17 protein-coding genes are annotated in these 26,408 nt (G+C 73.2%); 10 read left to right on the top strand and 7 right to left on the bottom strand.

Features of this window, described 5'->3' with window-relative positions; genetic code table 11:
- Positions 1-14: 14 nt before the first annotated feature.
- The 4 genes from IE311_RS09680 to IE311_RS09665 all read right to left on the bottom strand — a co-directional run bounded on the left by IE311_RS09680 (position 15) and on the right by IE311_RS09665 (position 5,414).
- Positions 15-1,472, bottom strand: coding sequence for a sigma-70 family RNA polymerase sigma factor (locus IE311_RS09680; protein ID WP_189831176.1), 1,458 nt, complete (start codon positions 1,470-1,472; stop codon positions 15-17).
- 218 nt (positions 1,473-1,690) lie between these two features.
- Entirely contained in the window at positions 1,691-1,981 is a 291-nt protein-coding gene (locus tag IE311_RS09675) for a hypothetical protein (protein ID WP_189831175.1), read from the bottom strand.
- A gap of 95 nt (positions 1,982-2,076) precedes the next feature.
- Positions 2,077-4,296 (bottom strand): NADP-dependent isocitrate dehydrogenase, encoded by a 2,220-nt coding sequence (locus tag IE311_RS09670; RefSeq protein ID WP_189831174.1) that lies wholly within the window; start codon positions 4,294-4,296, stop codon positions 2,077-2,079.
- Positions 4,297-4,340: 44 nt separating this feature from the next.
- Complete coding sequence (locus IE311_RS09665) at positions 4,341-5,414, bottom strand: phosphatase PAP2 family protein (RefSeq protein WP_189831173.1); 1,074 nt, start codon at positions 5,412-5,414, stop codon at positions 4,341-4,343.
- A 138-nt stretch (positions 5,415-5,552) separates the two neighbouring features.
- On the opposite strand from IE311_RS09665, the gene IE311_RS09660 reads away from it, so the two are divergent.
- On the top strand, positions 5,553-5,798 hold the full coding sequence (locus IE311_RS09660; RefSeq protein WP_189831172.1) for a hypothetical protein: 246 nt from the start codon (positions 5,553-5,555) through the stop codon (positions 5,796-5,798).
- Positions 5,799-5,871: 73 nt separating this feature from the next.
- Here the strand turns inward: IE311_RS09660 and IE311_RS09655 are convergent, their stop codons facing one another.
- Complete coding sequence (locus tag IE311_RS09655; RefSeq protein ID WP_189831171.1) at positions 5,872-7,725, bottom strand: glycoside hydrolase family 15 protein; 1,854 nt, start codon at positions 7,723-7,725, stop codon at positions 5,872-5,874.
- 343 nt (positions 7,726-8,068) lie between these two features.
- On the opposite strand from IE311_RS09655, the gene IE311_RS09650 reads away from it, so the two are divergent.
- From IE311_RS09650 to IE311_RS09610, 9 genes are all read left to right on the top strand, one after another.
- Positions 8,069-8,737, top strand: coding sequence for a glycosyltransferase family 2 protein (locus IE311_RS09650; protein WP_229901818.1), 669 nt, complete (start codon positions 8,069-8,071; stop codon positions 8,735-8,737).
- A 638-nt stretch (positions 8,738-9,375) separates the two neighbouring features.
- Positions 9,376-10,125, top strand: a complete 750-nt coding sequence (locus IE311_RS09645; protein ID WP_189831169.1) for a glycosyltransferase — start codon at positions 9,376-9,378, stop codon at positions 10,123-10,125.
- A 5-nt stretch (positions 10,126-10,130) separates the two neighbouring features.
- Positions 10,131-11,582, top strand: coding sequence for a glycosyltransferase family 4 protein (locus IE311_RS09640; RefSeq protein WP_189831168.1), 1,452 nt, complete (start codon positions 10,131-10,133; stop codon positions 11,580-11,582).
- Positions 11,579-14,008: a lipopolysaccharide biosynthesis protein gene (locus IE311_RS09635; RefSeq protein ID WP_189831167.1), complete on the top strand. Its 2,430-nt coding sequence runs from the start codon at positions 11,579-11,581 to the stop codon at positions 14,006-14,008. The genes IE311_RS09640 and IE311_RS09635 overlap by 4 nt, the downstream gene beginning before the upstream one ends.
- Positions 14,005-15,834 (top strand): glycosyltransferase family 4 protein, encoded by a 1,830-nt coding sequence (locus IE311_RS09630; RefSeq protein ID WP_189831166.1) that lies wholly within the window; start codon positions 14,005-14,007, stop codon positions 15,832-15,834. The genes IE311_RS09635 and IE311_RS09630 overlap by 4 nt, the downstream gene beginning before the upstream one ends.
- Complete coding sequence (locus IE311_RS09625) at positions 15,816-16,700, top strand: PIG-L deacetylase family protein (protein ID WP_189831165.1); 885 nt, start codon at positions 15,816-15,818, stop codon at positions 16,698-16,700. The genes IE311_RS09630 and IE311_RS09625 overlap by 19 nt, the downstream gene beginning before the upstream one ends.
- Before the next feature lie 86 nt (positions 16,701-16,786).
- Entirely contained in the window at positions 16,787-18,442 is a 1,656-nt protein-coding gene (locus IE311_RS09620) for an ArnT family glycosyltransferase (RefSeq protein ID WP_189831164.1), read from the top strand.
- Positions 18,429-19,523 (top strand): glycosyltransferase family 4 protein, encoded by a 1,095-nt coding sequence (locus IE311_RS09615; protein WP_189831163.1) that lies wholly within the window; start codon positions 18,429-18,431, stop codon positions 19,521-19,523. Before IE311_RS09620 ends, IE311_RS09615 begins: the two co-directional genes overlap by 14 nt.
- Entirely contained in the window at positions 19,520-20,800 is a 1,281-nt protein-coding gene (locus IE311_RS09610) for an alpha-amylase family protein (RefSeq protein WP_189831162.1), read from the top strand. Before IE311_RS09615 ends, IE311_RS09610 begins: the two co-directional genes overlap by 4 nt.
- Here IE311_RS09610 and IE311_RS09605 read toward each other — a convergent pair.
- On the bottom strand, positions 20,791-21,573 hold the full coding sequence (locus IE311_RS09605; protein ID WP_189831161.1) for a class I SAM-dependent methyltransferase: 783 nt from the start codon (positions 21,571-21,573) through the stop codon (positions 20,791-20,793). The genes IE311_RS09610 and IE311_RS09605 overlap by 10 nt on opposite strands.
- A gap of 89 nt (positions 21,574-21,662) precedes the next feature.
- The gene (locus IE311_RS09600; RefSeq protein WP_229901817.1) at positions 21,663-26,276 is read right to left on the bottom strand and encodes an aminotransferase class I/II-fold pyridoxal phosphate-dependent enzyme; all 4,614 of its coding nucleotides are present in this window, start codon (positions 26,274-26,276) and stop codon (positions 21,663-21,665) included.
- Between the last annotated feature and the right edge of the window lie 132 nt (positions 26,277-26,408).

The raw sequence follows: 26,408 nt of genomic DNA, 5'->3' as shown, positions 1-26,408 counted from the left end.
CCGGCTCCGCGCGGTCAGGACGCGGGGGTGGCCAGTTTCTGGACCCAGATCCTGCCCCGGGGGCCGGGGGCCGAGGCCACTCCGGTGTCCCGGTAACGGCAGTCGAGCATGTTCTCCTCGTGCATCGACCCGTCCGTCCAGTCGTCGACGACGGACGCCGGGTCGGTCGCGCCCCGGTCCAGGTTCTCGGCCCAGGCACTCCAGGCGTAGCCGGCGGCGGTGATCCGCGAGTCCGCGAACTCGCCCTCGGGGCTGGAGTGTCCGTAGTAGTCGCGGGCGGCCATGTCGCGGGCGTAGCCGCGGGCCGCCGCGGTGAGCCGGGGGTCGATGCGCAGCGGGGCGCAACCCGCCTCCGCACGGAGGCGGTTGACGAGGCCGGTCACGCGCTCCTCCGGGGCGGGGGTCGGCGCGGGGCGCGGGGTGCGACGGGGTGTGGGGGCCGTCGTCGTCGGTGTGAGGGTGGCACCAGTGGCCGTCGGGGTCGGGGGTGGAGTCGTCGGCGCGGGGCTCGCCGGGGGCGCGGCGACGGGTGTGCCGGGCGAGAGGCGCGCGTGCGGATCCTGGGGGATCAGGAGGGCGACCGCCCCGAGGACGGCGACGGCCGCCGCTCCCGCGACTCCGACGCGCCGCAGGGGTGTCCACCGGGAGACGGTCTCGAAGGCGACGGGGTCCGGGGTGTGTCCGTCCGTGACGGCGATCGCGAGCGGGGGTACGAGGCCGATGCCGACGAGCAGGCCCTCGACGGGGGCGAGGCCGCTCCGGCCGGTCACCCGGGTGGTGCAGACGGTGCAGGTCCGCACATGGCGGGCGATCCGTTTGCGCCAGAGCGGGGAGGGGCGTCCGTCCCAGGCGGTGACGGTCTCCGCGAGCTCCGGGCACAGGGGTACCGCGTCGAGGGCGCGGACGACGGCCCGGCCGGTTTCGAGGCGTTCCTTCATCCGCTGGATCCGGACGGCGGCGTGTTGCGGGGAGATCCCGTCGAGCCCCTCGGCGAGTTCGGCGCGGGTGAGTTCGCCCGCGGCCTCCAGCCACCACAGGGCGAGGAGTTCGCGGTCGTCCTCGTCGAGCCAGCGGGTCGCGCGGGCCACGTCCCGGCGCTGTCCGGAGAGGCCGAGCCGCAGGATGGTGACCTCGGTGAAGTCGCCGGCCGGGTCGGCGAGGTCGGTGGCCCGGTCGAGGCCGGGTTCGGGCGCCTGCTGGCGTTCGCGCCAGCGGCGCCGTATCCCGTTCATGGCGATGGCGACGAGCCAGGACCGGAAGCGGGCCGGGTCGCGGAGGCCGGTGAGGCCGTCGAGAGCGCGGACCATCGTCTCCTGGACGATGTCGTCGGTGTCGGCGTGGCCGTCGAGGGCGCGGCCGACGATGTTGTGGACGAGGGGCAGGTACGCGCGTACCAGTGCGTCCCTGGCCTGCGCGTCACCGGCCCTGGCCGCCTCCACCAGTGCGGTGGTGCGGCGCTCGTCGCTGTGCATGGATCTGCTCCCTCGTCCCTGATCGGAGTCCCCCTGCGTTCGGAGACCCGTGGGCTCGGGAGGGATAACACTTATCCGGGTGATCGCCGACCGGTGATCGGTCGGCGATGATCGGTCGGTGGTGTTCGGTCGGCGTTGCTCGGTCGGTCGGCGGTGGTGTTCGGTCGGTGGTCACCTGTCGCCGGTGACCGATGATCGGTGATGAACGCCCTCGGCGTCTACACCGGTGGTACCGGCAGGGTCGGGACCGTGGCCCCGTTTCCCTCCCGGACCGCTGCCACGACGGCGTCGTGCAGATCGCGGCTCTCCTCCTCCGACGCGCACGGAACGGGACTGCCCGACATGGTGAACCAGTCGGACGCGCCGCTGTACTGCACGGCCACGCGTGCCTCGGTCTCGGTCCAGGTGGTGTGCACGGTCACATCGCCCGTGACGACACCTGCCTCGACGGTCAGCACCCCACCTCGCCCGGTGTAGACACCGGCGGTCGTCCAAGATGCCCAACTCATCCATCCAGGTTCACACCCGAACGGCGTATGCGCCACCGACGGGACCGCCCCGGCCGGAGAAGTTCCGGTCGGGGCGGTACGCGGTGCGTGCCGGATCAGGCGAGGGACGCGACGGCCTCGTTGAACGTGGCGGACGGACGCATCACGGCCGCGGCCTTGGCCGGGTCGGGCTGGTAGTAGCCACCGATCTCGGCCGGGGAGCCCTGGACGGCGTTCAGCTCGTCGACGATCTTCTGCTCGTTGGCGGCCAGCGTCTCGGCGAGCGGGGCGAAGGCCTTGGCCAGCTCCGCGTCCTCGGTCTGGGCGGCCAGCTCCTGGGCCCAGTAGAAGGACAGGTAGAAGTGGCTGCCGCGGTTGTCGATACCACCGAGGCGACGGGTCGGCGACTTGTCCTCGTTGAGGAAGGTGCCGGTGGCGCGGTCGAGGGTGTCGGCGAGGACCTGGGCGCGGGCGTTGCCCGTGGACGTCGCGAGGTGCTCGAAGCTGGCGGCCAGGGCGAAGAACTCGCCGAGGCTGTCCCAGCGGAGGTAGTTCTCCTTGACGAGCTGCTGGACGTGCTTCGGGGCGGAGCCGCCGGCGCCGGTCTCGAAGAGGCCGCCGCCCGCCATCAGCGGGACGACCGACAGCATCTTGGCGCTGGTGCCCAGCTCCAGGATGGGGAAGAGGTCGGTCAGGTAGTCACGGAGGACGTTGCCGGTGACGGAGATGGTGTCCTCGCCGCGGCGGATGCGCTCCAGGGAGAACTTCGTCGCCTCGACCGGGGACAGGACCTTGATGTCCAGGCCCTCGGTGTCGTGCTGCGGGAGGTACTCGTTGACCTTGGCGATCAGCTGCGCGTCGTGGGCGCGGTTCTCGTCCAGCCAGAAGACGGCCGGGGCACCGGTGGCGCGGGCGCGGGTGACGGCGAGCTTGACCCAGTCCTGGATGGGCAGGTCCTTGGTCTGGCAGGCGCGGAAGATGTCGCCCTCGGCGACCTCCTGCTCCAGGACGACGTTGCCCTCGGAGTCGACGAGGCGGACGGTGCCGGCCTGCGCGATCTCGAAGGTCTTGTCGTGGGAGCCGTACTCCTCGGCCTTCTGCGCCATGAGGCCGACGTTCGGGACGGAGCCCATGGTCGACGGGTCGAAGGCGCCGTTGGCACGGCAGTCGTCGATGACGACCTGGTACACGCCGGAGTAGCTGTGGTCCGGCAGGACCGCGAGGGTGTCGGCCTCCTGGCCGTCCGGGCCCCACATGTGGCCGGAGGTGCGGATCATGGCCGGCATCGAGGCGTCGACGATGACGTCGGACGGCACGTGCAGGTTGGTGATGCCCTTGTCGGAGTCGACCATCGCCAGGGCGGGGCCCGCGGCGAGCTCGGCCTCGAAGGAGGCCTTGATCTCCTCGCCCTGCGGGAGGGAGTCCAGGCCCTTCAGGACGCCGCCGAGGCCGTCGTTCGGGGACAGGCCGGCACCGGCGAGCACCTCGCCGTACGTGGCGAAGGTCGCGGGGAAGAAGGCGCGCACGACGTGACCGAAGACGATCGGGTCGGAGACCTTCATCATCGTGGCCTTGAGGTGCACGGAGAAGAGCACGTTCTCGGCCTTGGCGCGGGCGACCTGCTCGCTCAGGAAGGAACGGAGGGCGGCCGCGCGCATGACGGCGGCGTCGACGACCTCGCCGGCGATGACCTTCAGCGGCTCGCGGAGCTCGCTGGTGGTGCCGTCGGCGGCGGTGAACTCGAAGCGGAGGGTGTCGTCCTTGGTGACGACGACCGACTTCTCCGTGGAGGCGAAGTCGTTCTCGCCCATCGTGGCGACGTTGGTCTTGGACTCGGGGGTCCAGGCGCCCATGCGGTGGGGGTGGTTCTTGGCGTAGTTCTTGACCGAGCCGGGCGCGCGGCGGTCGGAGTTGCCCTCGCGCAGGACCGGGTTGACGGCCGAGCCCTTGATCTTGTCGTAACGGGCGCGGACGTCCTTGTCCTGGTCCGTCTGCGGGTCGTCCGGGTAGTCCGGGAGGGCGTAGCCCTGCGCCTGGAGCTCGGCGACCGCGGCCTTGAGCTGCGGGATGGACGCCGAGACGTTCGGCAGCTTGATGATGTTGGCGCCGGGCGTCTTGGCCAGGTCGCCGAGCTCGGAGAGGGCGTCGGCGATGCGCTGACCCTCCTCCAGGAACTCGGGGAAGACGGCGATGATGCGGCCCGCGAGGGAGATGTCACGCGTCTCGACCGTGACGCCGGCCTGCGAGGCATACGCCTGGATCACGGGCAGGAACGAGTACGTCGCCAGGGCGGGCGCCTCGTCAGTGTGGGTGTAAATGATGGTCGAGTCAGTCACCAGGGTGCTCCGCTCCACGTCTGCGTATGCGAGATTGCTCGACATCAAGATATCTCGTGATCGAGGTCCTCGGTAAAGGGGCCCACGAGCTCGGTGTCCCGGGGCACCCCGGCGGCCTCCACGAAGGGTCCGCCGAGCCGGTACGGCGCGGGGGCGGCCTCCAGGTCGACCCGGCGGAGCAGGCCGAGAAGGATCAGCCCCGCGGCGGCGGCCACTCCCGCGGCGAGGGCCTGGCCGCAGCGGTGGGCGAGCCGGAGCTGGGCCGGGTCGTAGGGAGCGGCCGCGGGCAGGGCGAGGGTGTCGCCGAGGAGCCACAGGCCGGCGCCGAGCCCGGTGACGGCGACGAGGGCGAGCGGCACGGTCGCCGGGAGGCCGGGCAGCGCGGGGCCGGGCCGCGCGCCGGGGCGCACCTTGCCCTTGCGGGCGAGGACGGCGACGAGGCCGCAGAAGACGGCGAGGACGAGCAGGGCGGACGCGATCACGTCGCCGGGCCGGTGCTGTCCGGCCGCGAGGGTGTACGCGCCGACGCCGACGGCCCACAGCGTCGCGGCGCCGACCACGAGGCCGCGCGGCCGGTACGGCACGACGAGGACCAGACCGAGGGCGACACCCAGGGCGAGGGTGGTCTGGACGCTGGGGAAACCGCTCGACACGAGCGCCCCGCCGGTGTCGACGAGGCGGGGGCGGGGTGCGTAGCGCTGGAGCAGTCCCGTGAGGGCGAGTGCGGTGACGATGCCACCGGCGGCCATGCCGGTGACGGCGTACCGCTTGCGTATCAGACCGACGGCGACCAGCAGGACGCAGCCGAGGACCAGGGACAGGGTGGTGAGCCCGGCGAGGGAGGGGTGCTCGCGGAGCACGGTGACGGCGGCGGCGTCGGCCCGCCTGCCGGTCATGGCGCCGTCGCCCCAGCGCCGGCCGGTCGCGGTGAGCACGAGGCCGGCGTAGACGACCGTGAGGAGGAGCACGGCCCCGAGGCATCCACGCCGGGTCCGGGTGCGGACGCGGGTGCTGAACGATCCTGCCGCCTCGCCTGCCACGGCGGCGTACCACCACGTGTCACCGGCCTGCCGCGGCCTCGGGGAGCCGCTCGCGCGGGGCCTGTCGTAGGAAGCCATGCCCCGATTCGAACCCACGCGCGGCGGGCCCGCCCGCTGGGCGCACCCGAACGACACGCCGAGGGATCGGGAACCGGGCGGGGGCGCCCCGCGTCTGCCCGGTTGACCATTCGCTTTCTCCGGGGGGAGACGCTCCGCATGTCACTGTTGCGCAGGATGGGGATCGGCCTGCTGGTCCTCGTCGCGATCGGGATCTTCGCCCCCAACGGCTGGTACGTCCTCGGCGCGATCGGGATCGCCGTGGTGGTCGTGGCGTACGGCTTCTGGATCTGGGCGGAGGAGCACCACTCCTCACGGCGGACGGACAGCCGCCCCTTCCGCGCGGGGCGGGGCGGCGACGGGCGCTGGGTCCTGCCGGACGAGGACAGGGGCCCGCGGAACTGAGGCGCCCGAGGGGGCGGTGCCCGAGGGGGTGGCGCCCGAGGCGCGGGGTCCGGACCCGGGGCCCGCGAGCGCCTCAGGAGGCGGATCCGGTGAACGTCGCGCGCGAGACCGTCGTCCGGTCGCGGCGGCGCGTGCCGTACAGCGTGAACGCCGTGTTCACCAGGGCCACATGACTGAGGGCCTGGGGCGTGTTGCCGAGCTGACGGCCCGCCACCGGGTCCCACTCCTCGGCGAGCAGGCCGACGTCGTTGCGGATGTCGAGGACCCGCTGGAAGACGGTCCTGGCCTCCTCGGCGCGGCCGGTCATGGCGAGCGCGTCGGCGTACCAGAACGTGCAGGCGACGAAGCTCCCCTCGGTGCCGCCGAGGTCGTCCATCTCGTGCGTCCCGCCGTCCCTGACGTCGCCGTAGCGGCGCAGGAAGCCGTGGTCGTCGAGCCGCGCCATCGCCCGTACGGTGCCGAGCACCCGGGGGTCGTCGGCGGGGAGGAAACCGAGCCGGGGGATCAACAGGGCGGTGGCGTCGACCTGGTGGCTCCCGTAGTACTGGGTGAAGGACTGCTGCTCCTCGCTCCAGCCCCGGGAGCAGATCTCCGTGCGCAGTTCGCTGCGCAGGGCCTGCCAGCGCCGGAGGGTGCCGCGGAGGCCGGCCACCCGGGCGAGGCGGACGGCGCGGTCGGCGGCGACCCAGGCCATGACCTTGGAGTGGACGAAGTGGCGGCGTGGTCCCCGGACTTCCCAGATGCCCTCGTCGGGTTCCTGCCAGCGTTTGCCGAGGTATTCGAGGAGCGAGGCCACCAGGCCCCAGGCCGTGGCGTCGAGGGCGACTCCGGCCCGGACGGCCGAGTAGACGGTGTTGAGCACCTCGCCGTAGATGTCGAGCTGGAACTGGCCGACGGCCGCGTTGCCGAATCTGACGGGTCGTGAGTCCTCGTATCCGGGGAGCCAGTCGGCGTACGTCTCGGGGAGCCGCCGCTGTCCCTCGACCCCGTACAGCGGCTGGAGGTCGGCGGGGTCGCCTGCGACGGCGCGGACCAGCCAGTCGTTCCAGGCGAGCGCCTCGCGGCGGTATCCGCCGCGCAGGAGGCAGGAGAGCGTGAAGGTGGCGTCGCGCAACCAGCAGAAGCGGTAGTCCCAGTTGCGCTGCCCGCCGATGGTCTCGGGGAGGGACGCGGTGGCCGCTGCGACGACTCCGCCGGTGGGGGCGTAGGTGAGGGCCTTGAGGGTGAGCAGGGAGCGGATCACGGCCTCGCGCGCGGGGCCCTCGTAGCGGAGCGCGGCGGCCCAGTCGTTCCAGAAGGCGAGGGTCCGGGCGAGGGCGCCGTCGATCTCGGCGGGCGAGGCGGCGGGAGGCACGGGCTTGTGCGAGGGGCGCCAGCCGAGGACGAACGCGACCCGCCGGCCGGCGGTGACGGTGAACTCGACGGTGGCGCGGTCCGGGGTGACGACGGGCTCGACCCCCGGGCCGCAGGCGAGGTAGGCGGCGTCGGGTCCGGCGATGGAGGCGACGGTGCGGCGGTCCACCGAGCGGGTCCAGGGCACGATGCTGCCGTGGTGGAAGCGGACCCTCAACTCACCGCGCATGCCGACGCGTCCGGCGACGCCCTCGACCACGCGGACGATGCGCGGGGCGTCCTCGCTCGGCGAGCGCGGCGGCATGAAGTCGGTGACCCTGACGGTTCCGCCGACGGTTTCCCAGACGGTGTCGAGGACGAGGGTGTCGCCCCGGTAGCTCCTGCGTGTGCAGTCGGCGGCGCCGACGGGGGCGAGGAGCCAGCGGCCGTGTCCCGGATCACCGAGGAGGGCCGCGAGACAGGCCGGCGAGTCGAAGCGCGGCGCGCACCACCAGTCGACGGACCCGTCGGTCCCGACGAGAGCGGCAGTCTCCAGGTCACCGACGAGGGCGTAGTCTTCAATTCGCCCTGCCATGACCGGATTGTATGCCTTGCGAGAGGCCGGTGCAGAAGCGGCCGGGGAATGGCCGATCCGGATCGAAGGCCCGTCAGGAAATCTGAGGAGCGCCGGGGAGGGAATCGCTTCGCGGGCGTCCGCATACTCTTCCGCGATTCTTGACGGGATCACCCGGGCGAAGGATTGTGAAGAACGCGGGTCCGCCGCGCGGAAGGCCGTACCGATGAGTAGCGATTCGCATCCCCTGCGCCGGTCGACCGACCACGCGCCCGGATCCGGCACGCGGACGGTGAGTCTCGTCCTCACGGTCCGACCCGGCGAAGGAGCCCAGGGGCCGCCTCTCGACCCGCTCCTCGACCAAGTGCCTTCGAGCGTGCGGGACGTGGTCCTGATCGGCGGACCGGCCGGTGACCGCCGGGCGCGCGAAGGACTCGCCGTCCGCGAACTCGGCGCCTGGGACGCGAGCCGGGGCGACATCCCGCACGCGGGGCTGCTCGCGGCGACCGGCGATCTGGTCGTGGTCATGAACGCCGACGGAAGCATGTCGCCGCACGAGATCCCGCACTATCTGCACTATCTGGAAAGCGGTTACGACTTCGTCAAGGGATCGCGTTTCATCGCGGGCGGGGATTTCGCCGACTATCCGCTGTCGAGGCGGCTCGGACATCGGGCCCTGCTGCGTGTCGCACGCCAGCTGTACGGCCAGCACCTGACCGATCTCTGGTACGGATTCTGCGCGTTCCGGCGCTCTTTCGTGGACCTTCTCGACCTGCGCGAGGACGGTGTCGAGCTGGGGGCGGAACTCGTCACGCACGCCCTGCACTACGGCCTGCGCGTCGCCGAGGTGCCCAGTCTCGAACTGCCGCGCCGTCACGGCCCGTCGCACCCCCGCACGGTACGTGACGGCACCCGCATCCTCGGCACCCTGCTCGACGAGCGGCCGCACAACGTCCTGTCGCGGCTGGCACGGCACCGACTGCCGTCGCGCGGCGACCGGAACACCCGGAGCACCCGCGACCCCTCCGGTTGACTAAAGCCACCAAAGAGTGCTAACCGTGGAACAAGCACCATTTTCAGACAAAGTAGACCCTGAGCACACACACTCGGCAGGGTCGGTTGCCGGAAGAGGCTCGTCGTGACCTCCACCCCCACCAACCGAACGCCGGTGGCATCCGCATCGCATCCCCTGCGACGGGTGACCGACTGGCCCCTCGCCGACGCCCGGCGCCGCTCGCTCCGCCGCCCCGCCCACCGCCCGACCGCACACCCGGCACGCCGGGCGTCCGACCGGGTCGCCGCCGCCGTCCCTCCGCCACGGAGCCGGGCGTGCAGGCCGCGTGGTGCGGCACGCAGGCGGCGTGGCCGTACGGGCCACACCCGCACCGCGCGCCACAGTCGCGCCTCCGGCGGCCCAGCCGGGTCGTCGGAGCCGGCCGGACCGGGCTCGTCCGAACCGGCCGAACCAGCCCGAACAGGCGCGTCCGAAACGGCCGGACCAGGGTCCTCCGAACCCGCCCGATCACACTCGTACGCACCGGCCCGCCCGGTAGGGCACGCGGCCGTCCATGACCGCTCCGCCCGCCCGCGCCCCACCCCCGTCCCCGCACCTGTCCCCCGCGCGCCCGTGCGCCCCGCGCCCCGCGCCTTCCCCCGAGGAGGCGAGGCGTGATGGCCGCCGTACGCGCGCACGCACCGCTCTCCCACCGGCTCGTCCGCACACCGGTGGACCTGGAACTGCTGATCCCCGCCTACAACGAACAGCGCCGACTGCCGTCGACCGTGAAGGCCACCGTCGACTTCCTCGCCGAACGGCCCTGGTCGTCGGCGGTCGTCGTGGTCGACAACAACAGCGCCGACGGAACCCTCGACGTCCTGGAACGCTTCGCCGGGTCCCCCGTCCCGGTGCACGTCATCGGCTGCAGCGACCAGGGCAAGGGCGCGGCGGTCCGGCGCGGGATCGAGACCTCCTCCGCCCGGTTCGTCGGCTTCGCCGACGCCGACAACGCCACGCCCGTCGAGACCCTGGACCGGGTGATGGAGCTGCTGCGGGAGGGCCACGGCGCCGTCATCGCCTCGCGCCACGCGCCCGGCGCCCGTCTCGACATCGAGCAGTCGGCGCTGCGGCGCGGCGGCGGGCTGCTGTTCCGTTCGCTCGCGCATCTGTCGCTGCCCGGGGTCGCCGACACCCAGTGCGGGTTCAAGTTCTTCTCCGGTCCGCTCGCCCACACGATCGTGCGCGACTGCCACATCGACGGCTTCGCCTTCGACGTGGAGCTGCTCGCCCGTGTCGTACGGGCCGGGCGGGACGTCGTGGAGGTGCCGGTGGTCTGGCACGACGTACCCGGATCCACGTTCTCGGCACGGCGCGACGGACTGCGCTCGATGGCCGATCTCCTGCGTATCTCACTGGCCCGGTGATTCCTGTGACCGCTCTCGACCGCCTCGCCCGCACCGACCTCGCCTTCCTCAACTGGCGCGACCCCGCGCACCCCGACGCGGGTGGCGCCGAGGCGTACTGCTGGGAGATCGCCCGGCGGTTCGCGGCGGCCGGGGCCCACATCACCCTCCTCTCCTCGCGGCACGCGGGTTCGCGGCCCCAGGAGGACCGCGACGGGATCCGCGTCGTACGCGGCGGCGGCACGTTCGGGGTGTACGCGGCCGCCGCGGCACACCTGCTGCGGAACCGTCACGCGTACGACGCCGTGGTCGACTTCCAGAACGGGATCCCGTTCTTCTCACCGCTGTTCACCCCCCGGTGGACCGCCGACATCTGCGTCATCCACCACGTCCACCAGCAGCAGTTCGACACCCGCTTCCGGTGGCCGATGAACAGCGTGGGGCGGGTCCTCGAGAAGCAGGTCAGCCGGCGTGTCTACCGCGGACGGCCGGTGGTCGTCGTATCGCCCTCCACCCGCGAGGGCACCCGGCGCGAACTCGGCTTCGGCAACCCCATCCACATCGTGCCGAACGGGCGCCCCTGCCCCGCGCTCACGGCCCCCGCCGGGCAGCGGTCCGCGACTCCCGCGCTCACCGTCGTCAGCAGGCTCGTGCCGCAGAAGCGGGTCGACCTGATCCTCCGGGCCGTGCCCGCTCTCCTCACCCGGTGGCCCGAACTCCGGGTCGACCTCTGCGGCGACGGGCCGGAGGCCGAGTCGCTGCGCAAGCTCGCCGCAGGACTCGGCATCGGATCCGCCGTCGAGTTCCACGGATACGTCTCCGACGAGCGCAAGCAGGAACTCTTCCACCGGGCGTGGCTGACGGTCGTGCCGTCCGTCGCCGAGGGCTGGGGGCTCGCCGTCATCGAGGCGAACGCCGTCGGCACTCCCGCCCTCGCCTTCGACGTACCCGGGCTGCGGGACGCGATCCGGACCGGCGTCAACGGGTGGCTCCTCGACCCCGACGCCGACCTGGCGGCCGGCATCGCCTCGGCCCTCGACGCGCTGTCCACACCCGAGGCGCGGTCGCTCTCCGCGGACCGCTGCCACGCGTGGGCCGCCGCCTTCTCCTGGGACGCGAGCGCCGAACGGCTCGCCCAGGTCGTCGTCGAGGACCTCCAGCGCATCCACCGGCACCGGCGTTCCCGCCGCTCGGCCAACGATCTCTCCGTGGTCACCCGCTTCACCTCCCCCGACCCCGACGCCACCGAGCGCGCGGTACGGAACGCCCTGCGGCAGACCGACGCGTGGCACCGGGACGGCGACGCCTTCCGCGTGCTGCTCCACGGCTGCGACGAGATGCGGGCCCTGAACGCGCTGCGCCGGCTCGACGTGGCGGAGGCCGACATCGCCCTGGCGAACGGCCACGACGTCCTGCTCGGCGCGGCAGAAGCGGGCAACGGGTCCGCGCCGGGTCCGGCCCCCGGGCGGCGGACATGATCTCCGCCGGTCAGGTCGCCGAGCGGTCGGCCTCCGCGGTCCTCCAGGACGAGGTCACCGCGGTGCACGGCGCGCGCTGGATCGCCACCGCCGTGGTGACGGTCGGCGCCCTCAACTACGCGTACACCCTGATCCTCACCCGGCTTCTCGACGTCTCCGGCTACGCCACCTTCGCCGCGGGCCAGGGGCTCATCGTCTGCACCGCCGCGGTGGCCGTGGTGACCGTGCCCTGGATGCTGGCGCAGGCGCTGGCGCGGGCCGACACGGACACCCAGCGCGTCGAGGCGGTCCGCTTCGCCGTGATCACGGCGATCCTGGGCGGCACCGTCGCCGCGGTGGCCGTGGGGTGCGTGGCCATGCAGTTCGCGAGCATGCCGACCACCTTCGCCATCGCGGGCGCGACCCTCGCCATCTACATCACCCGGGTCAGCGCGGGCTGGCTCCAGGGCACCGAACGGCTGCGGACGCTCGGGGTCCTCACCGCCGTCGAGGCCGCCCTCAAGTTCGGCGTGGGCCTGTTCTTCGTGGCGGTGCTCGGCCTCGGCGAGACGGGCGCCCTCGTCGCCTTCGCCGTCGCCGTCCTGCCGTACGTGTTCTTCCGGCCGCGCGGCCTGCACGACGAGTCCCACCGTCCCTGGCGGGCCGTGAGCGCCGACCGGGACCTGTGGCGGCGGGCGGGCGGTGTGGCCTCGCTCCAGGGCGTGGTCGCCATGCTCGCGGCCGTGGACATCGTCCTCGTCGCGGTACTGCCCACCGGCCGTGCGGCCGCGGCCAGTTACCAGGCGGCGGTCATGCTCGGCCGGGTCCCGCTCTTCCTCGCCGGAGCCGTGTCGATCGCCTTCCTGCCGGCGCTCTCGCGGCGGCGGGCGGGCGACCCGCTGACGGCGAGCGCGCTGCGGATGTACCTCACCGTGGCGCTGCCCCTGACGGTGGTGGCCGCGACCCTGCCCAGCGGGCTGCTCACGAAGATCTTCCCGCCGGGCTACTCGACGGTCGCGACCCTGATGGCCTGCACGGCGACGGCCGGGCTCGCACTCGGCGCGCTCGCGCTGCTCGTGACCTTCGCACAGGCGGTCAACGACTACGCCTGTCTGCGCACCCTGCTCGTGGGTCTCGCCCTGTACGTGACCGCCCTGGCGGCCGGCTGGACCACCGGCGGTGTGCTCGGCATGGCGATCGGCGGACTGTGCGGCACGGTCGCCGCCCTGATCCTCCTCGCCGTACGGCACGCCCACCGGCACGGGTTCGGTGTCGCGGACCGGCCGTTCAGCCGCGTGGTGCTGCCCCTGCTCGCGCTCGCCGGCGGCCTCGCGCTGCTCCGCCCGTACCCCTACATCTGGCTCGCCGCAGCGGTGACGATCACAGCGGTCGCCCTGTGGCGCTTCTTCGGGAAGCGTCGCGAGCCGCCCCTTCCCGCCCCCACTCCCCCGGACGGCCCCCAGGGCGTCGCCGGCGAGGGAACGGACGGGGAGCCCGTGCCGGAGCCCCGCACGCCTCCGGCCGGGGCACGAGGGACCCGGGCCGCGGTCCACGACGAGCGTTCCGTGCCGCTTCTCGTCGACGCCGTATGGCGGGGCCGGGTCCGGCCCGCCGATGACGAGGAACTGCTCGGAGCGCTGGCCGCGGCCCGGCGCAACCAGGTCGAGGGCCTGCTGGCCCGCGCGTACCCCCGTCAGCTCGCGGCCACGCTCACCGAGGTGGAGAGCGCGGCCGGGCTGTTCCGCCGGAACCTCGTCGAGTCCACGGAGCGGCTGCGGGCGGCGGGCATTCCCACCGTCCTGATCAAGGCAGAGCCGGCGGGGGACCACGTGTACGGGAACTTCGACCTGGTGGTGCCGCCGGGACGGCTGGGGGCGGCGCTGGCCGCGCTCGACGGCTGGTACGCGCGCCGCACCACGTACTGGCTGGAGCGTTCGACGAAGGTGCTGCTGGAACCGCCGAGCGGGCCGGCGGCCCGACTGCACGGCTCGGTCTCCTGGTTCGGGGTGCCGGTGGTGCCGACCGAGCGGCTCTTCGCCCGCGCCGACGGCCACGACTGGCTGACCCCGTGCCCCTCCGACCGGCTGCGGATCGGGCTGGCCGACGCCCTCTTCCAGAACCTGAGCCTCGACATGTCCGAACTCCTCGCCCTGCGCGCGCTGCTGCACCCCGACATCGTCGCGGAGGCACGTCGCGAGGCCGCCCGCGAGGGCTGGTGCGCGGGCGGCCGACAGGCCCTCAGCACCGCCGTCGAGGCGATGGGCCGACTCGACCGGGGCGAGTCCGTCCCGCTGCCGCTGCCCCTCCCGGTGCGCACCTCGCTGCGGGTGGGGGCCGAGCACTCCGGCCACCTCCTCGGCGAGGGCCGGGTGGGCGCCGCGACCCGTGAGGCGTCGCTCCGCGTACCCCTCGTGGTGACCAAGAGGCTGAGGAGGCGGGCGTCATGACGACCCCCCGGAGCCCGCTTCTCGTCGCCGTGTCCGGACCCGACGCCGTCGGCACCTCCTCGCTGGTCGGCCGGCTCACGGCGCTCCTCGGCGAGCGCGGCCTCACGGTCGTCGCCCTGCACTCCTCCGGCTGCTTCCTCTGCCGAAGGTTCCCGGTTCCGCCGCGGGTGAGGGATGCGGGGGAACCGGGTGGGGACGAGTGGGTACGGCGCGACGGGGATCCCAAGCGCCGGGGATCCCGACTGCGCCGTGCCCACGCGTTCCTGGACGCCGGCGAACGGGCGGCCCGGACCGCCTTCGCCGGGCTGCGGGCCCGTGCACGCGCGCGTGGCGGCGAGTCCGTGGTCCTCACGGACCGGGGACCGCTCGACGACCTGGTGGCATACGGTCTGCCGGACGGTTCCGCCGCGGCGGGCCTCTTCCGCCGGATCGCCGGCCGCTACGGCCTGACGCTGCTCCTGGAGAACGGGTCCGACACGCTGCGGGGCAAGGGCTGGGAGCGCACCGACGGTCCCTCGACCGCCGCGTGGGCCCCGTACCGGAGCTGGTCGCGGCGGCTGCCGCGGATCGCGCGGATCGACGGCCAACGGGCTCCGTCCCTGGTGGCGGCCACGGCGCTTGACCGCGTCCTCGACGCCGTACGGAAGCGGGAAGCCGCCCCGGACGCCACCGATCCGCGTCGGCACGTCGTGCTGTCCATCTACGACGACGCGGACAACCCCGCCTACCGGGGCGGCGGCGCCCTGGTCATCTCCAAGGTGGCCCGCAGGCTCGCCGAGGACTTCCGGGTGACCGTCGTGACGGCGGGCCGCAACGCCGGCACCGAGGACCGGAACGGCGTCAGGTACCTCCGGATTCCGGTGGGCCGGGCGGGTCCGCGCGCCGGGCAGATGCTGTTCCTGGCGCTGCTGCCGCTGGTGGCCCGCCGCATCCGGCACGACCTGTGGCTGGAGAGCTTCACTCCGCCGTTCTCGACGAGCTTCCTGCCCGTGACGACGGGCGCCCCCGTCGTCGGCATCGACCAGGGGCGCAGCGCCGAGGCCCTGTGGCGGCGCTATCACATCCCCTTCTTCCTGGTCGAACGGCTCGGGCTGCGCTGCTACCGGCACATCGTGGTCATGAACGCGGCCGACGGATCGGTGATCCGGCGGCTCAGCCCCCGCGCCGACGTCCAGGTGATCGCCAACGGGGTCGATCAGCGGCTCCTCGACGAGAACCGGCTGGGGACCGGACGGTTCATCCTCTTCCTGGGACGGATCGACACCTGGATCAAGGGCCTCGACCTGCTCCTCGACGCGTACGACCGGTCCGCTCCCCCGCTGGAGCTGCTGATCGCGGGCAGCGGCACCCCGGCGGAGGAACGCCGGCTCGCCGCGCTCGTCGCCGCCCACGACCGCGGGCCGGAGCCCCGGATCCACTGGCTGGGCTTCGCCGGGCCGGAACGCAAGCGTCAACTCCTGCGCGACAGCGCGTTCATGGTGATGCCCTCCCGCCACGAGACCTTCGGTCTGGTCGCCCTCGAAAGCATGTCGTACGGCAAGCCCGTCCTCCACTTCGACCTGCCCGCGCTGCGCTGGATGCGCGACGGGGGCGACGTCACCGTGTCGCCCTTCGACGTGGCGGCGTACGGGCGGCGGATGAACGAGCTGGCCACGGACGCGACGCTCCGCCGCCGTCTGGGACGACGCTCCGGGCTCGCCGCACAGCACTACACATGGGACGAGATGACGGGCCGCTATCTGGCCCTGGCCCACCGGCTTCTGGACACACCCGCCTCCGCACGGCGGCCGAGGAAGAGGGGTGCGTCATGGCTGACGACCCGCTGACCAGTTTCGTCCGGATCGTCGTCCGCTCGGACGTCCCGGTCCTGGTGCTCTCGCCGCACCTGGACGACGCCGTGCTGTCCTGCGGCGGACTGCTCGGGTGGGCCGGGCGCCGGGCCCCGGTGACGGTCGCCACCCTGTTCACGGAGACCGCGCCGCCGCCGTACACCCGCTCCGCCCGGCAGTACCTGAAGCAGCTGGGCGTGGACGACGCCGAGGACCTGTACGCCGAGCGGCGTGCGGAGGACCGACGGGTCCTGGAGCGGCTCGACGTCCGGTACTGCCACGTCGGCCTGGTCGACGGGCTGTTCCGCCGGCCTGCCCGGCCCCGCCCGGGCACCGAGCGACTGGCCCGGCTGCTGCCCGAGCTGGCCCACGTGTACCCGACGTACCGGCTGCACCTCTCCCGGGGCCGGGTCTCCCCGCTGGACACCGAGATGCTCCGCGAGGTCGGCGAGACGATCGACGCCCTGCTGCCCGGCCCCTCCGGAGGTCTGGTCCTCGCCCCGCTGGGCGTGGGCGGGCACGCCGATCACATCCTCGTCCGCGACGCAGCCGCGAAGTGCGGCCGCCGGATCGCGTACTACAGCGACTTCCCGTACAACCAGCGCTCCACCCCCGACACCCGGTTCACCGGGCGGCACCATCTGGTGGCCCGCTGCTGGGAGCGGGGCCTCGACCGGAAGGCCGAACTGATCCGGGGTTACGGCACCCAGGCCCGTGCCCTGTTCCCCGAGGGCCTCATCCCACGCGCTCCCGAGGTCTATCTGCTTCCCGAGGCGGCCGGCAAGGGCGCTCCCGGGGTCACGCGTCCGACCGCGCCGCGCCCGGACGCGCGCTCGGTCCCCACCGCGGGAGGCGTGTCGTGACCGTCCCCCGCACCGTTCCCGTGTCCACCGGGACGGAGCCGATGACAGCGGTTCCCGCCCCGCGGCCGCGAGGGCGGCGCCGGCCCGTGCCGACCTTCGTGTACGCGGCCGGGGCGGCGCTGCTGACCGTGGCGCTGCGGCTGTTCCAGAGCTCCCGGGCGGGCGACCTGTTCATCGACGAGCCGATCTACCGGCGGCTCGGGGACAGCGCCGCCGCCGGCGGCTTCCCCCGCACCGACGAGGGGCTGTTCTTCCTCCACCCGCCCGGCTACTTCTACGTGGAGGCCGGCTGGACGAAGCTCGTCGGGGCGCACAGCGACGTCATCGCGGGCGTGTACTCCTCGCGGGTGCTCAACGCGCTGCTCGCCGGGGTGACGGCGGCCCTCCTGGTCTTCCTCGTCGCCCGGGTGCGCTCGCGCGGCGCGGGGGCGGTCGCGGGGCTGGTGTTCGCCCTGGACGAGTACTGCATCCGGCAGAACAACCGGGTGCTCCTGGAGACCGGGACGATGGTGTGGGTCCTCGCCGGCTACTTGGTCCTGGTGGGCCTCACGCGGCCCGGTCCGTCCGGTCCCGCCGGTCCTTCCGGTCGGTCCGGTTCGTCCGGTCCCGCGGGTTCCACCGGTCCCGCCGGTTCGACCGCCCGGTCCGGCCCGGGTACACGCCCCAGGGCCCGGGCCCTGCTCGCGGGGCTGTTCTTCGGGCTCGCGATCCTCACCAAGGACCACGCGGTACTGATCACCGTGCTGCCGCTGCTCGCCGCCCTGCTCCTCGGCTGGGGGCCACCCCGGCGCCTGGTGGCGCTCACCGCCGCCACGACCCTCGCCTCGTACTGCGTCTACGTGGCCCTGATCGCCCTCAACGGCCACTTCGGGGCCTTCTGGGAGGCCAAGACGGCGGGCGTGCGCCGACTGCTCGGGGTCGTGCAGGAGACCGGCTTCAACTCCGAGGGCACACCCTCGCTCACGGGCCGGCTCGTCGCCGAACTCCCCGGGTACACCAGCACCTACCTGCTGCTCGCCCTCACTCCCGTGGCCCTCTTCCTTCTGTTGCGCCGCAAGGAACCGGTGTACCGGCTGCTCGCGCTCTTCCAGGCCTCCGCGATCGTCACCCTGGGGTACGCGGTCGGCCTCGGCACCCTGGAGGAGCAGGCCCTGTACCTGCTGTTCGTGCCGAACCTGGTGGCACTCGCGGTCACCGTGCCGATGCCGTCCAGGACCCGGCCCGTCCTGCGGGTCCTCGGCTGCGGTGTCCTCGTGGCGCTGCTCGCCGCGCCCGCCGCGAGCTACGCCCACGCCCGGGGGACACCCGACAACGGCTACGAGCGGCTCCGCGCCTATCTGCTCACGCACGTACCGGCCGGCAGCGGCATCGTCACGGTGGACGGGGCCCGGGCCCGGGGCGTGACGGACTGGGTGCTGCGCGACACCTACCGGCTCGGCCCCTGGGTGACGCCCGAGGAGCAGGCCGCGAACGGCGCCGGGTACCTGATCGTGCCGTGGCGGGTCGTCGAGCAGGGGTACGGGCGTTCCTCGCTCGCGGAGGTACGCCGGCTCACCGACGGACTGCGGCCCGAGTTCGCGTTCGACGGGCCCATGTACGGCACGCTCGCCCTCTACCGGCTGCCGTCGCCGCTGCCGGGGCCGAACCTCACGCGGCTCGCGGTGCCGGACTCGGCGGTGACGGGTCCGCTGCTTCCGGCGACAGAGCCACCGGCCTCGGAGGTGGGCGATGCGGCACGGTGAGCGTCCCCGTGTCCTGCTCCTGACCGGCAGTCCGCTGGACGGGGCGGAAGGCAGTGACGTGCGGCTCGCCGCCGACGTCCTCGGCACCCTGCCCGACGTGGACTTCGTCTGGTTCTCCCGTTGGCCGGACCGGGGGCACCCGCCGGCGTCGCCGCGCGGGAGGCCCGTCCGCATCCTCTCCCGGGACGGATCGCCCCGTCTGCCCGAGCAGGTGCAGTCCGCCCTCGCGGGGGCGGTGTGGGCCCGCCGGGTCGACCTCGTGCACGCCTTCCTCACCGTCGGCCGGGGCTTCCCCGCCTTCTCCTGGCTGCGCCCCCTGATGCTCGGGGGCCGGCCGGTCGTCCACACCGTGCCCGGGGTGATGAACACCCGCGTCCTGAACCGTGTCCGGCCGCTGGGCACCACGGTCGCCCTGTCCGAGTCGATGGCACGGCGGCTGCGGTCCGCGAACTTCGGGGACGTACGGGTCGTCCCGCCCATGATCGCCCTCGACGAATGGCCGTATCTCCCGCGCCCGGAGGGCTTCCCCGTGGTCCTGTTCTCGGGACACCACGATCCGCACGGCGGCGCGGAGACCGCGATCGACGCGGCGGCGGAGGCCGTACGGACCGGGGGCCGGTTCCGTCTGGTGCTCGCGATGCGCGGACGACCCGGACAGGACAAGGCGATGCTCGACGAGGCACTGCGGGAACGGGCCGGCGCGGCGGGCCTCACGGACTTCGAGGTGCTGGGCTATGTCGAGGACATGCACGCGCTGCTCGCCACCGTCCAGGTGCTGCTCTTCCCGCCGCCGGCGCTCGGAGGCAAGGCGGACATCCCGCTGACCGTGCTCCAGGCACTCGCGTCGGGCCGGCCCGCGATCCTCAGCGACCTCCCCCAGTTCGCCGACTTCGGACACGCGGTGCTCCGCGCCCCCGCGGGCGACGCGCGCCGCACCGGGCAGCAGCTCGCGTGGCTGCTCGACCAGCCGCGCTCCTGGGACGTGCTCGCCGAGCGGGGCCGGGCGCTCGCCGAGGACCACTTCGGTCCCGAGCGCTTCGCGGCCCGGTACACGGCCCTCTACCGGGAGCTGCTGTCGTGACGGCACGGTGGTGGAGGCGACGCCGGGCCGCGCCGGCCGCCGCTCTGGTGCTCGCGGTGCTCCTGCTGCTCGTGGGGGCGATCGGAGCGCTGCCGCGCGAAGCCCCGGAACCGGAGCCGGAGCCGTACTGGTACGGCACACTCCAGACCGGCCCCGACCGGGCGGCCGTCGAGTACGAGCACGGCATCCGGGTGGCCCATCTCCAGCTCGACTGGGACAGGTTCGAGCCCGAGCCGGGGGTGTACGACGAGGAGTACGCGCGCGAGGTACGGGACACGCTGGACGTCTTCCGCGGGGCGGGGCTGCGCGTCGAGGCGGGGCTCGGCCTGAACGACGCGCCGCCCTGGCTGCCGGACGCCTTCCCCAGCTCGGTGTTCGTGAACCAGTTCGGCGAGCAGTCCACCACCGCGCCGAACATCGTGTTCAGCGAACCCGTACGGGAACACATCGCCGAGTACGTGCGCGCGGTGGACCGGCTGATCGGCCTCGACCGGTTCTGGGCCGTCCGGGTCGGCATCAGCGAGACCGGCGAGTTCGCCTATCCGAACCCTCCGGAGACGAGCAGCCGTTCCGCCGAGTTCTGGGCGTACGACCGCCACGCCCAGGAGCAGAGCCCGTATCCGGGCTGGCGGCCCGGGGAGAGCACCTACCACGGGAGGCCGTTCACCCGGGAGCAGGTGGCCCGGTGGTACGACTGGTACGCCGGAGCGCTCGCCGGTGCGGTGAACTGGCAGCTCGACCTGTACACCTCGCTCGGGTACGAGGGCGCCCTCAAGGTGCTGATCCCCGGATCCGGTTTCTACCCCTCGGACCTGCGGGCGGCCGTCGACGCCCGGCTCGTCGGCTCCCCCTCCCTCCAGCTCGTCGCGCGCGGCGTCGGGTTCTTCCTCACGCTCCCCCTGGTGGAGCACCGGGACACGGTACGGATCGTCACCACCGCCCTGGTGGACGGCACCGGCGCCCCCGTGGACAACGGCTGCTCACCGGCCGACGCGCGGACGGACGTCGCCGCCCCGGACGACGCGCCGGTGCGCGACTGGTCCTCGCCCCGCTGGGTGGTGGCGGTGGCCCGGAGCGCGGGCTTCACCCGGCTGACCGGGGAGAGCGCGGGACCGCAGATCTCCCCGTACCGGCCCGGTGTGACGGAGACGGCGGCCCGGCAGATGACGTCCTGCGGCCTCGAAGGCATCATGTGGGCCTTCGACGAGCAGCTGTACGACGGGACTCCGGGCTCGTCGCTGGACGACTACGCGGAGACGATCCGGCGTCACCCCTGAGACCCCAGAGACCTCTGAGACCCCTGAGCCCCATGAGTAGGGGATGTCGGGGGCCGTTCGGCGGTGAGGAGCAGGATGCCGGAGTCCCCGTACTCGGGCAGGGTGCGGTCCTTGGCGAGCCGGGCGATGCGCAGTCCCGTGGTGCGGGGCGCGAAGACGGCCCGCAGGGCGGACTCGTCGACCGGAAGGGCGGGCCAGACCGGTCCCGCGCCGATGCGGTAGCTCGGCATGCCTTCCATGAAGGCGGCGAGAAGCCGGCCGCCGGGGCGGACGGCGTGGACGAAGGTCTCGCAGAGGGCGGTGAACTCGCCGAGGTCCTCGGTCACGCTCTCGGCGACGAAGTTCATCGAGGCGAGGTCGTAGCTGCCGGGGACCAGGTCGTCGGCGGTTCCCCGCACGACCCGCACCGGGCGGAGGGCCTCGGCGCAGCTCTCGGGAAGCGCGGGGTCGAGGGAACGGCACAGGGCGTAGAAGGGCCCCCAGCTGTCGTCGGGGCCCTGTGCGAGCTGGCGGCGCAGATAACGGACGCCGGCGGCGCTGGGTTCGAGGGCGTCGATCCGGCGGGCGGCGGCGCCCGCGAGCATCAGCGGGTAGAGGTTGGGCCCCGCGCCCAGTTCGAGGGTGCGGGCCAGGCTCCCCGGGGCGTGGCTCCGGTAGACGGCGGAGTGGTGGCGGATGACGCCGATGTCGATGGGGTGGAGTTCCCGGTAGTTCTCTGCGAGGTAGTCGGCGACGGGCCAGGCGTTCCAGTCGGCGTCCCGGTTGCGGCGCACGGGGACCGTGGATTGTTCGCCCCGGGACGTCTCGGCCGTGTTCCGTTCGGCCGGGCCGGTTCCCGGGGAGTGCGGCCCCGCCGCCTCCCTCACTTCTCCGCCGTCCGGCCGGCCGCCAGGGCGCCGGGGCCCGCGGCGAGGGCGGGTTGCAGACGGAAGCGCGCGGCGAGCTGCGTGAGGGCCGCGCAGAGCTCCTCGATCTCCTCGTCGGTGTTGGCCGCGGTGACCTGGACGCGGAAGCCGACCCGGTCGCGCGGGACGAGCGGATAGGAGGCGAGCGTCACGTAGATGCCGTGTTCCCAGAGGAAGGCGGCGACGCCGTCGAGGTCGTCGGAGTCGGCGAGCGGGATCTCGATGATCGGCAGCCCGTCCGTGTTGGGTGTGGCGATTCCCAGGCCGCGCACATGGGCGAGGACACGGGCCGTCTTGCGGTAGAGGTCGGCCCGGATCTCGTCCCCGCGCTCGTCGTTGACGTCGAGTCCGGCGAGGGCGGTGGCGAGCGAGGCCGTGGGCGAGGGCCCTGAGTACAGGTACGGGGCCGCCGCCACCTTGAGGTGGTCCTTGAGCCACTTCGGGACCGCGAGGAAGGCCAGCAGCGAGGAGAACGCCTTGGAGAAGCCGCCGACAAGCACCAGGTCGTCATAGGTCTCGCCGAGGTGGCGGACGATGCTGTTGCCGCGCGAGCCGTACGGGCTGCTCTCGCCGGGGCCACGCTCCCCGATGACCCCGAAGCCGTGGGCGTCGTCGACGTACAGGAGCGCGCCGTTCTCCCGGCAGACCCGGGCCAGGGTGGGCAGGTCGGGGAAGTTGCCGGTCATGCTGTTGACGCCGTCCATGCAGACGAGCCGGCTCGCGTCGGCGGGCGCGCCGCGCAGCAGCGCCGCCAGCTCGTCGGGCCGTTCGGCGTGGAAGCGGTGGATCTCGGCGCCCTGGCCACGGGCGGCGACACAGCCGTCGTACACCGTGCGGTGGGCCTGGGCCTCGACGAAGACCTGTCCGGTGCCGGCCAGGAGCGGGATCACCGACTGGTGGATGAGGGTGATGGTGGGAAGCAGCAGGGTGTCGGAGGCGCCGAGGAGTTCGGTGAGCCGTTCCTCGATCAGGGGGTAGAGCCGGGGGCTGCCGATGAGCCGGGACCAGCTGGGGTGGGTGCCCCATCGCTTCACCTCGGGTTCGATCGCCGCGATGACCGTCGGGTCGAGATCGAGGCCGAGGTAGTTGCAGGAGGCGAAGTCGATGAGCCAGTCCTCGCCGACCCGGATGCGGCGGCCGTCGATCTCGTCGATGACCGCGTCGCACATGCGGCTGGTCCGGTGGAGGTGTTCGAGGTCGCGCCAGCGGGAGGCGCTCGGGGGGCGCCCCGCCGGGGCGGCCGGGCGGCGGACGACGGGGCGGGCGGACGGACGTTCACCGGTCGGCAGGGCACGGTGCAGATAGGACTCGGCCTGATGGGCGGTCATGGGGCGGGCGAAGAGATAGCCCTGCCCGTAGCGGCAGCCCATCTCGGCCAGCAGGGCCCGCTGTTCCTCGTGCTCGATGCCCTCGGCGACGACCTGGAGGCCGAGGACCTCGGCGATGCGCACGATGCCCTCCACGAGGGCCACCTGCTGCGGGTCGGTCGTGATGTTGTCGATGAACGACTTGTCGACCTTGAGGACGTCGATGGGGAACTCGCGGAGGTAGCTGAGCGAGGAGAAGCCCGTACCGAAGTCGTCGATCGCGATGGAGACGCCCATCTCCTTGAGGGCGGCCATGGTGGTCCGGATCTGGGCGTCCCTGCGCATGAGGACGGTCTCGGTGAGCTCCAGGACGAGCGAGCCCGGCGCGAGCCCCGAGGAACGCAGGGTGCGGCGCACGCTGTCGAGGAACCCCGGGTCGCGGAACTGACGGGCGGAGACGTTGACGCTGGCGTACAGGGGGGACTTCGAGGGGCGGGCGCGCTGCCAGCGCGCGATGTCGAGCGCGGCGTGCTCCAGGACCCAGGCACCGAGCGGCATGATGTGGCCGCTCTCCTCGGCCAGGGCGATGAACTGGTCCGGCGGGACCATGCCGCGGCGCGCGTGCGGCCAGCGGATGAGCGCTTCGAGTCCGGCGGGGGCGCCGTCGCGCACCTCGACGATCGGCTGGTACCGCAGGGCGAACGCGTGGTCGGCGATGGCCGTGTCCATGCCCGCCTGGAGTTCGTGCCGGGCGACGAGCCGGGAGTGGAACTCGGGGTGGAAGAGCCGCCATCTCTTCTTGCCCGCGGCCTTGGCCGCGTAGAGGGCGAGGTCGGCGTGGCCGAGGAGTTCCTCGGCGTGGGCGCTGTCGAGGACGGTCGCGACGCCCACGCTGGTCGACACGGAGACCGCTCCGTCGGTGAGATGGAAGGGCTGGCTCAGGGTGTGCACGATCTCGGCCGCCAGGGCCTCGGCGTCGCGGGGTTCGCGCGCTCCCTCGATGAGGACGGCGAACTCGTCGCCGCCGAGGCGGGCCGCGGTGTCGGTGAGCCGCAGGACGGAGGTGAGACGGCGGGCGACGGCGACGAGGAGTTCGTCGCCGACGGAGTGCCCCATGGTGTCGTTGACGACCTTGAAGTCGTCGAGGTCGACGAAGAGCATGCAGGTCAGGGTGGATTCGCGGCGGCCCCTGAGCAGGGCCCGCTCGACCCGCTCGAGGAGGAGGACCCGGTTGGGCAGCCCGGTGAGCGAGTCGTGGAAGGCCCGGTGGGTCAGCTCGCGTTCCAGTTTCCGCTGCTCGGTCACGTCACGGAGGGTGAGGACCAGGCCGTGGACGGTGTGTTCGTCGCGCAGATTGCTGCAGCGGACCTCGACCTCCAGGTCCGCGGAGCCGCCGTGCAGCAGCTTCCAGTCGTCCCGGGCGTCGACGGCGGATCGGGTGCGCGCGTCGGCCAGGACGCGTAGTGCGGAGGCCGTGTCGGAGGGGGCGACGAGGTCGGTCAGGGGGGTGCCGGGGAGCAGCGGGCGGCCGAACAGGGACTCGGCGGAGGGGCTGGCGTAACGGACGGTGTCGTCGTCGTCGACGATGAGGATGACGTCCGAGGTGTTGTGCACGAGGGTGCGGAAGTAGGCCTCGCTGGTCCGGCGGTTGACCTCCTCACTGAGGGCGAAGCGTTCGATGGCCAGGGCGGCCTGGGAGGCGAGGGACTGGGCGGGGCCGGAGATCTCGGCGAGCTTCTTCTCGGTGCCCGCGAGGAGGAGGACGCCGAGCAGCGGTTCGGGGCCCGCAGTGGCCTGGAGTTCCAGGGGGCAGAGCAGGACGAACGGTTCGGGTGCGAGCTCCGCGGCGACGGCGGGGTCGAGCCGGGTCACCGGGAGGAGCCGGGTGCCGTGGGCGACGCTCTCGGGCCAGGCCGCCATCGGCGGCAGGGGCGGTTCGTCGGGCGGAGGGGTCGACCCGGTGGGCTTCCGGACCGACCCGGCCGGGCCCCGGTCGGACCCGCCCGAGGACTCGCTGGACGTCCCCTTCGACGACCCGCCAGAGCCGCCCGGGGCCCCGCTCGGTGGGCGGGTCAGCGCGTCGGTGCGGCAGCTCCACGGGTGGCTCGTGGTGGCCACGGCGTCGAGCCCGCCCTTGCGGTCCCTCGTGAGGAGGAGGACCCGATGACCGGTGCCGGGGCCGAACAGGGTGGCGGACGCCGTCTCCACGGCGCCGGCGACCTCCCGGGGGCTCAGGGCCGCGACGAGGGAGGCGGCGGCCACCCGCAGACTGCGCTCGCGGGCCTCGGCCTTGTCGTGGTCGTTCATCATGCCCCAGAGCCGGGCGAGAACGAGCAGGAACATCAGGGCGGAGAAGATCGCGATGACGGCGATGTCCTGGTCCCGGTCGTCGCGCAGCGACTGGAAGAGCAGCAGGGCGGGGGCCACCAGTGAGGCGCCCGCGAGCAGCGCGAGGCGCCGCTCGGCCACGCGCGGCGACGGTTCCGGGGCACGCTCGGTGAGGCCGGTCATCGAGGGGTGGAGCGCGGCGAGGCCCCAGGCGGTGAAGAAGACGACCCAGCCCAGGTCCCAGGGGGTGCCGACCTGCCAGGTGCCCTTGAGCTGGAGCGTGCCGTAGATGACATCGGAGGCGAGGATGCCGCAGGTGCCGAGGGTGAGGAGCTGCACGGACCGGGATCTGAGACCGCCGGGGACGAGGAGCCGGGCGAGCATCGCGAGCATCAGGACGTCGCCGAGGGGATACGCGATGGAGATGGCCTTCTCGAGCCAGCTCATCTCGTCGCTCCTGGCCAGCGGGGTGATGAGGTTGACCCAGGAGAGCAGGGCGAGGCCCGAGGTGAGGATCAGCGCGTCGAGGACCACACCGAGGTCGCGGCCGACGGCCCGGTAGCGGATGAAGCCGAAGAGGCCGACGGCGAACAGCGGATAGGTGGCCAGGTACAGGGCGTCGGCGACCGAGGGAAAGGGCCGGGTCTGGCCGAAGAAGGCCTCCAGGGCGTTGTACGCGGTGTCGCCGCCCACGAAGGCGAGGTTGGCGGCGGCGAGCACCAGCCAGGGCCAGCGCCGGGAGGGTCGGTGCAGATGGACGCCGATGAGGATGGCCACGACGCCGCCGAGCCCGATGAGGGCCCAGAGGACCGTGTGCCGGGCGGGGAACTCCAGGTACGCGACCGTCAGCAGGGTCACGACGAGGAGGTACAGCAGCGTCCACCGGCGGAGTGTCCCGGACGCGGTGAGCGGCCGGTTCGGCTGCCGCAGCGACATCGTCGACCGCCCCCTTGCCGGGTCGGACGGACGCCGTCGGGAGCGCCCTGGTCGCGGATAGGACCCCGTACGGTGTCCATTCTCCGGGGCCCCCGGTACGGCTGCATCTCGGCGCGTGACGGGGCCGCTCCG

It is taken from the genome of Streptomyces zaomyceticus, from assembly GCF_014656215.1.
GTDB lineage: Bacteria > Actinomycetota > Actinomycetes > Streptomycetales > Streptomycetaceae > Streptomyces > Streptomyces zaomyceticus.
The sequence above is the reverse complement of the archived record's forward strand: the minus strand, read 5'-3'. Positions and strand labels throughout refer to the sequence as shown.

What these genes read in the sequence shown, in the direction of transcription:
- IE311_RS09680 (WP_189831176.1), bottom strand. Translation starts at nt 1,472, where the DNA reads ATGCACAGCGACGAGCGCCGCACCACCGCACTGGTGGAGGCGGCCAGG.
- IE311_RS09675 (WP_189831175.1), bottom strand. Translation starts at nt 1,981, where the DNA reads ATGAGTTGGGCATCTTGGACGACCGCCGGTGTCTACACCGGGCGAGGT.
- IE311_RS09665 (WP_189831173.1), bottom strand. Translation starts at nt 5,414, where the DNA reads ATGGCTTCCTACGACAGGCCCCGCGCGAGCGGCTCCCCGAGGCCGCGG.
- IE311_RS09660 (WP_189831172.1), top strand. Translation starts at nt 5,553, where the DNA reads ATGTCACTGTTGCGCAGGATGGGGATCGGCCTGCTGGTCCTCGTCGCG.
- IE311_RS09655 (WP_189831171.1), bottom strand. Translation starts at nt 7,725, where the DNA reads ATGGCAGGGCGAATTGAAGACTACGCCCTCGTCGGTGACCTGGAGACT.
- IE311_RS09645 (WP_189831169.1), top strand. Translation starts at nt 9,376, where the DNA reads ATGGCCGCCGTACGCGCGCACGCACCGCTCTCCCACCGGCTCGTCCGC.
- IE311_RS09635 (WP_189831167.1), top strand. Translation starts at nt 11,579, where the DNA reads ATGATCTCCGCCGGTCAGGTCGCCGAGCGGTCGGCCTCCGCGGTCCTC.
- IE311_RS09630 (WP_189831166.1), top strand. Translation starts at nt 14,005, where the DNA reads ATGACGACCCCCCGGAGCCCGCTTCTCGTCGCCGTGTCCGGACCCGAC.
- IE311_RS09625 (WP_189831165.1), top strand. Translation starts at nt 15,816, where the DNA reads ATGGCTGACGACCCGCTGACCAGTTTCGTCCGGATCGTCGTCCGCTCG.
- IE311_RS09615 (WP_189831163.1), top strand. Translation starts at nt 18,429, where the DNA reads ATGCGGCACGGTGAGCGTCCCCGTGTCCTGCTCCTGACCGGCAGTCCG.
- IE311_RS09600 (WP_229901817.1), bottom strand. Translation starts at nt 26,276, where the DNA reads ATGTCGCTGCGGCAGCCGAACCGGCCGCTCACCGCGTCCGGGACACTC.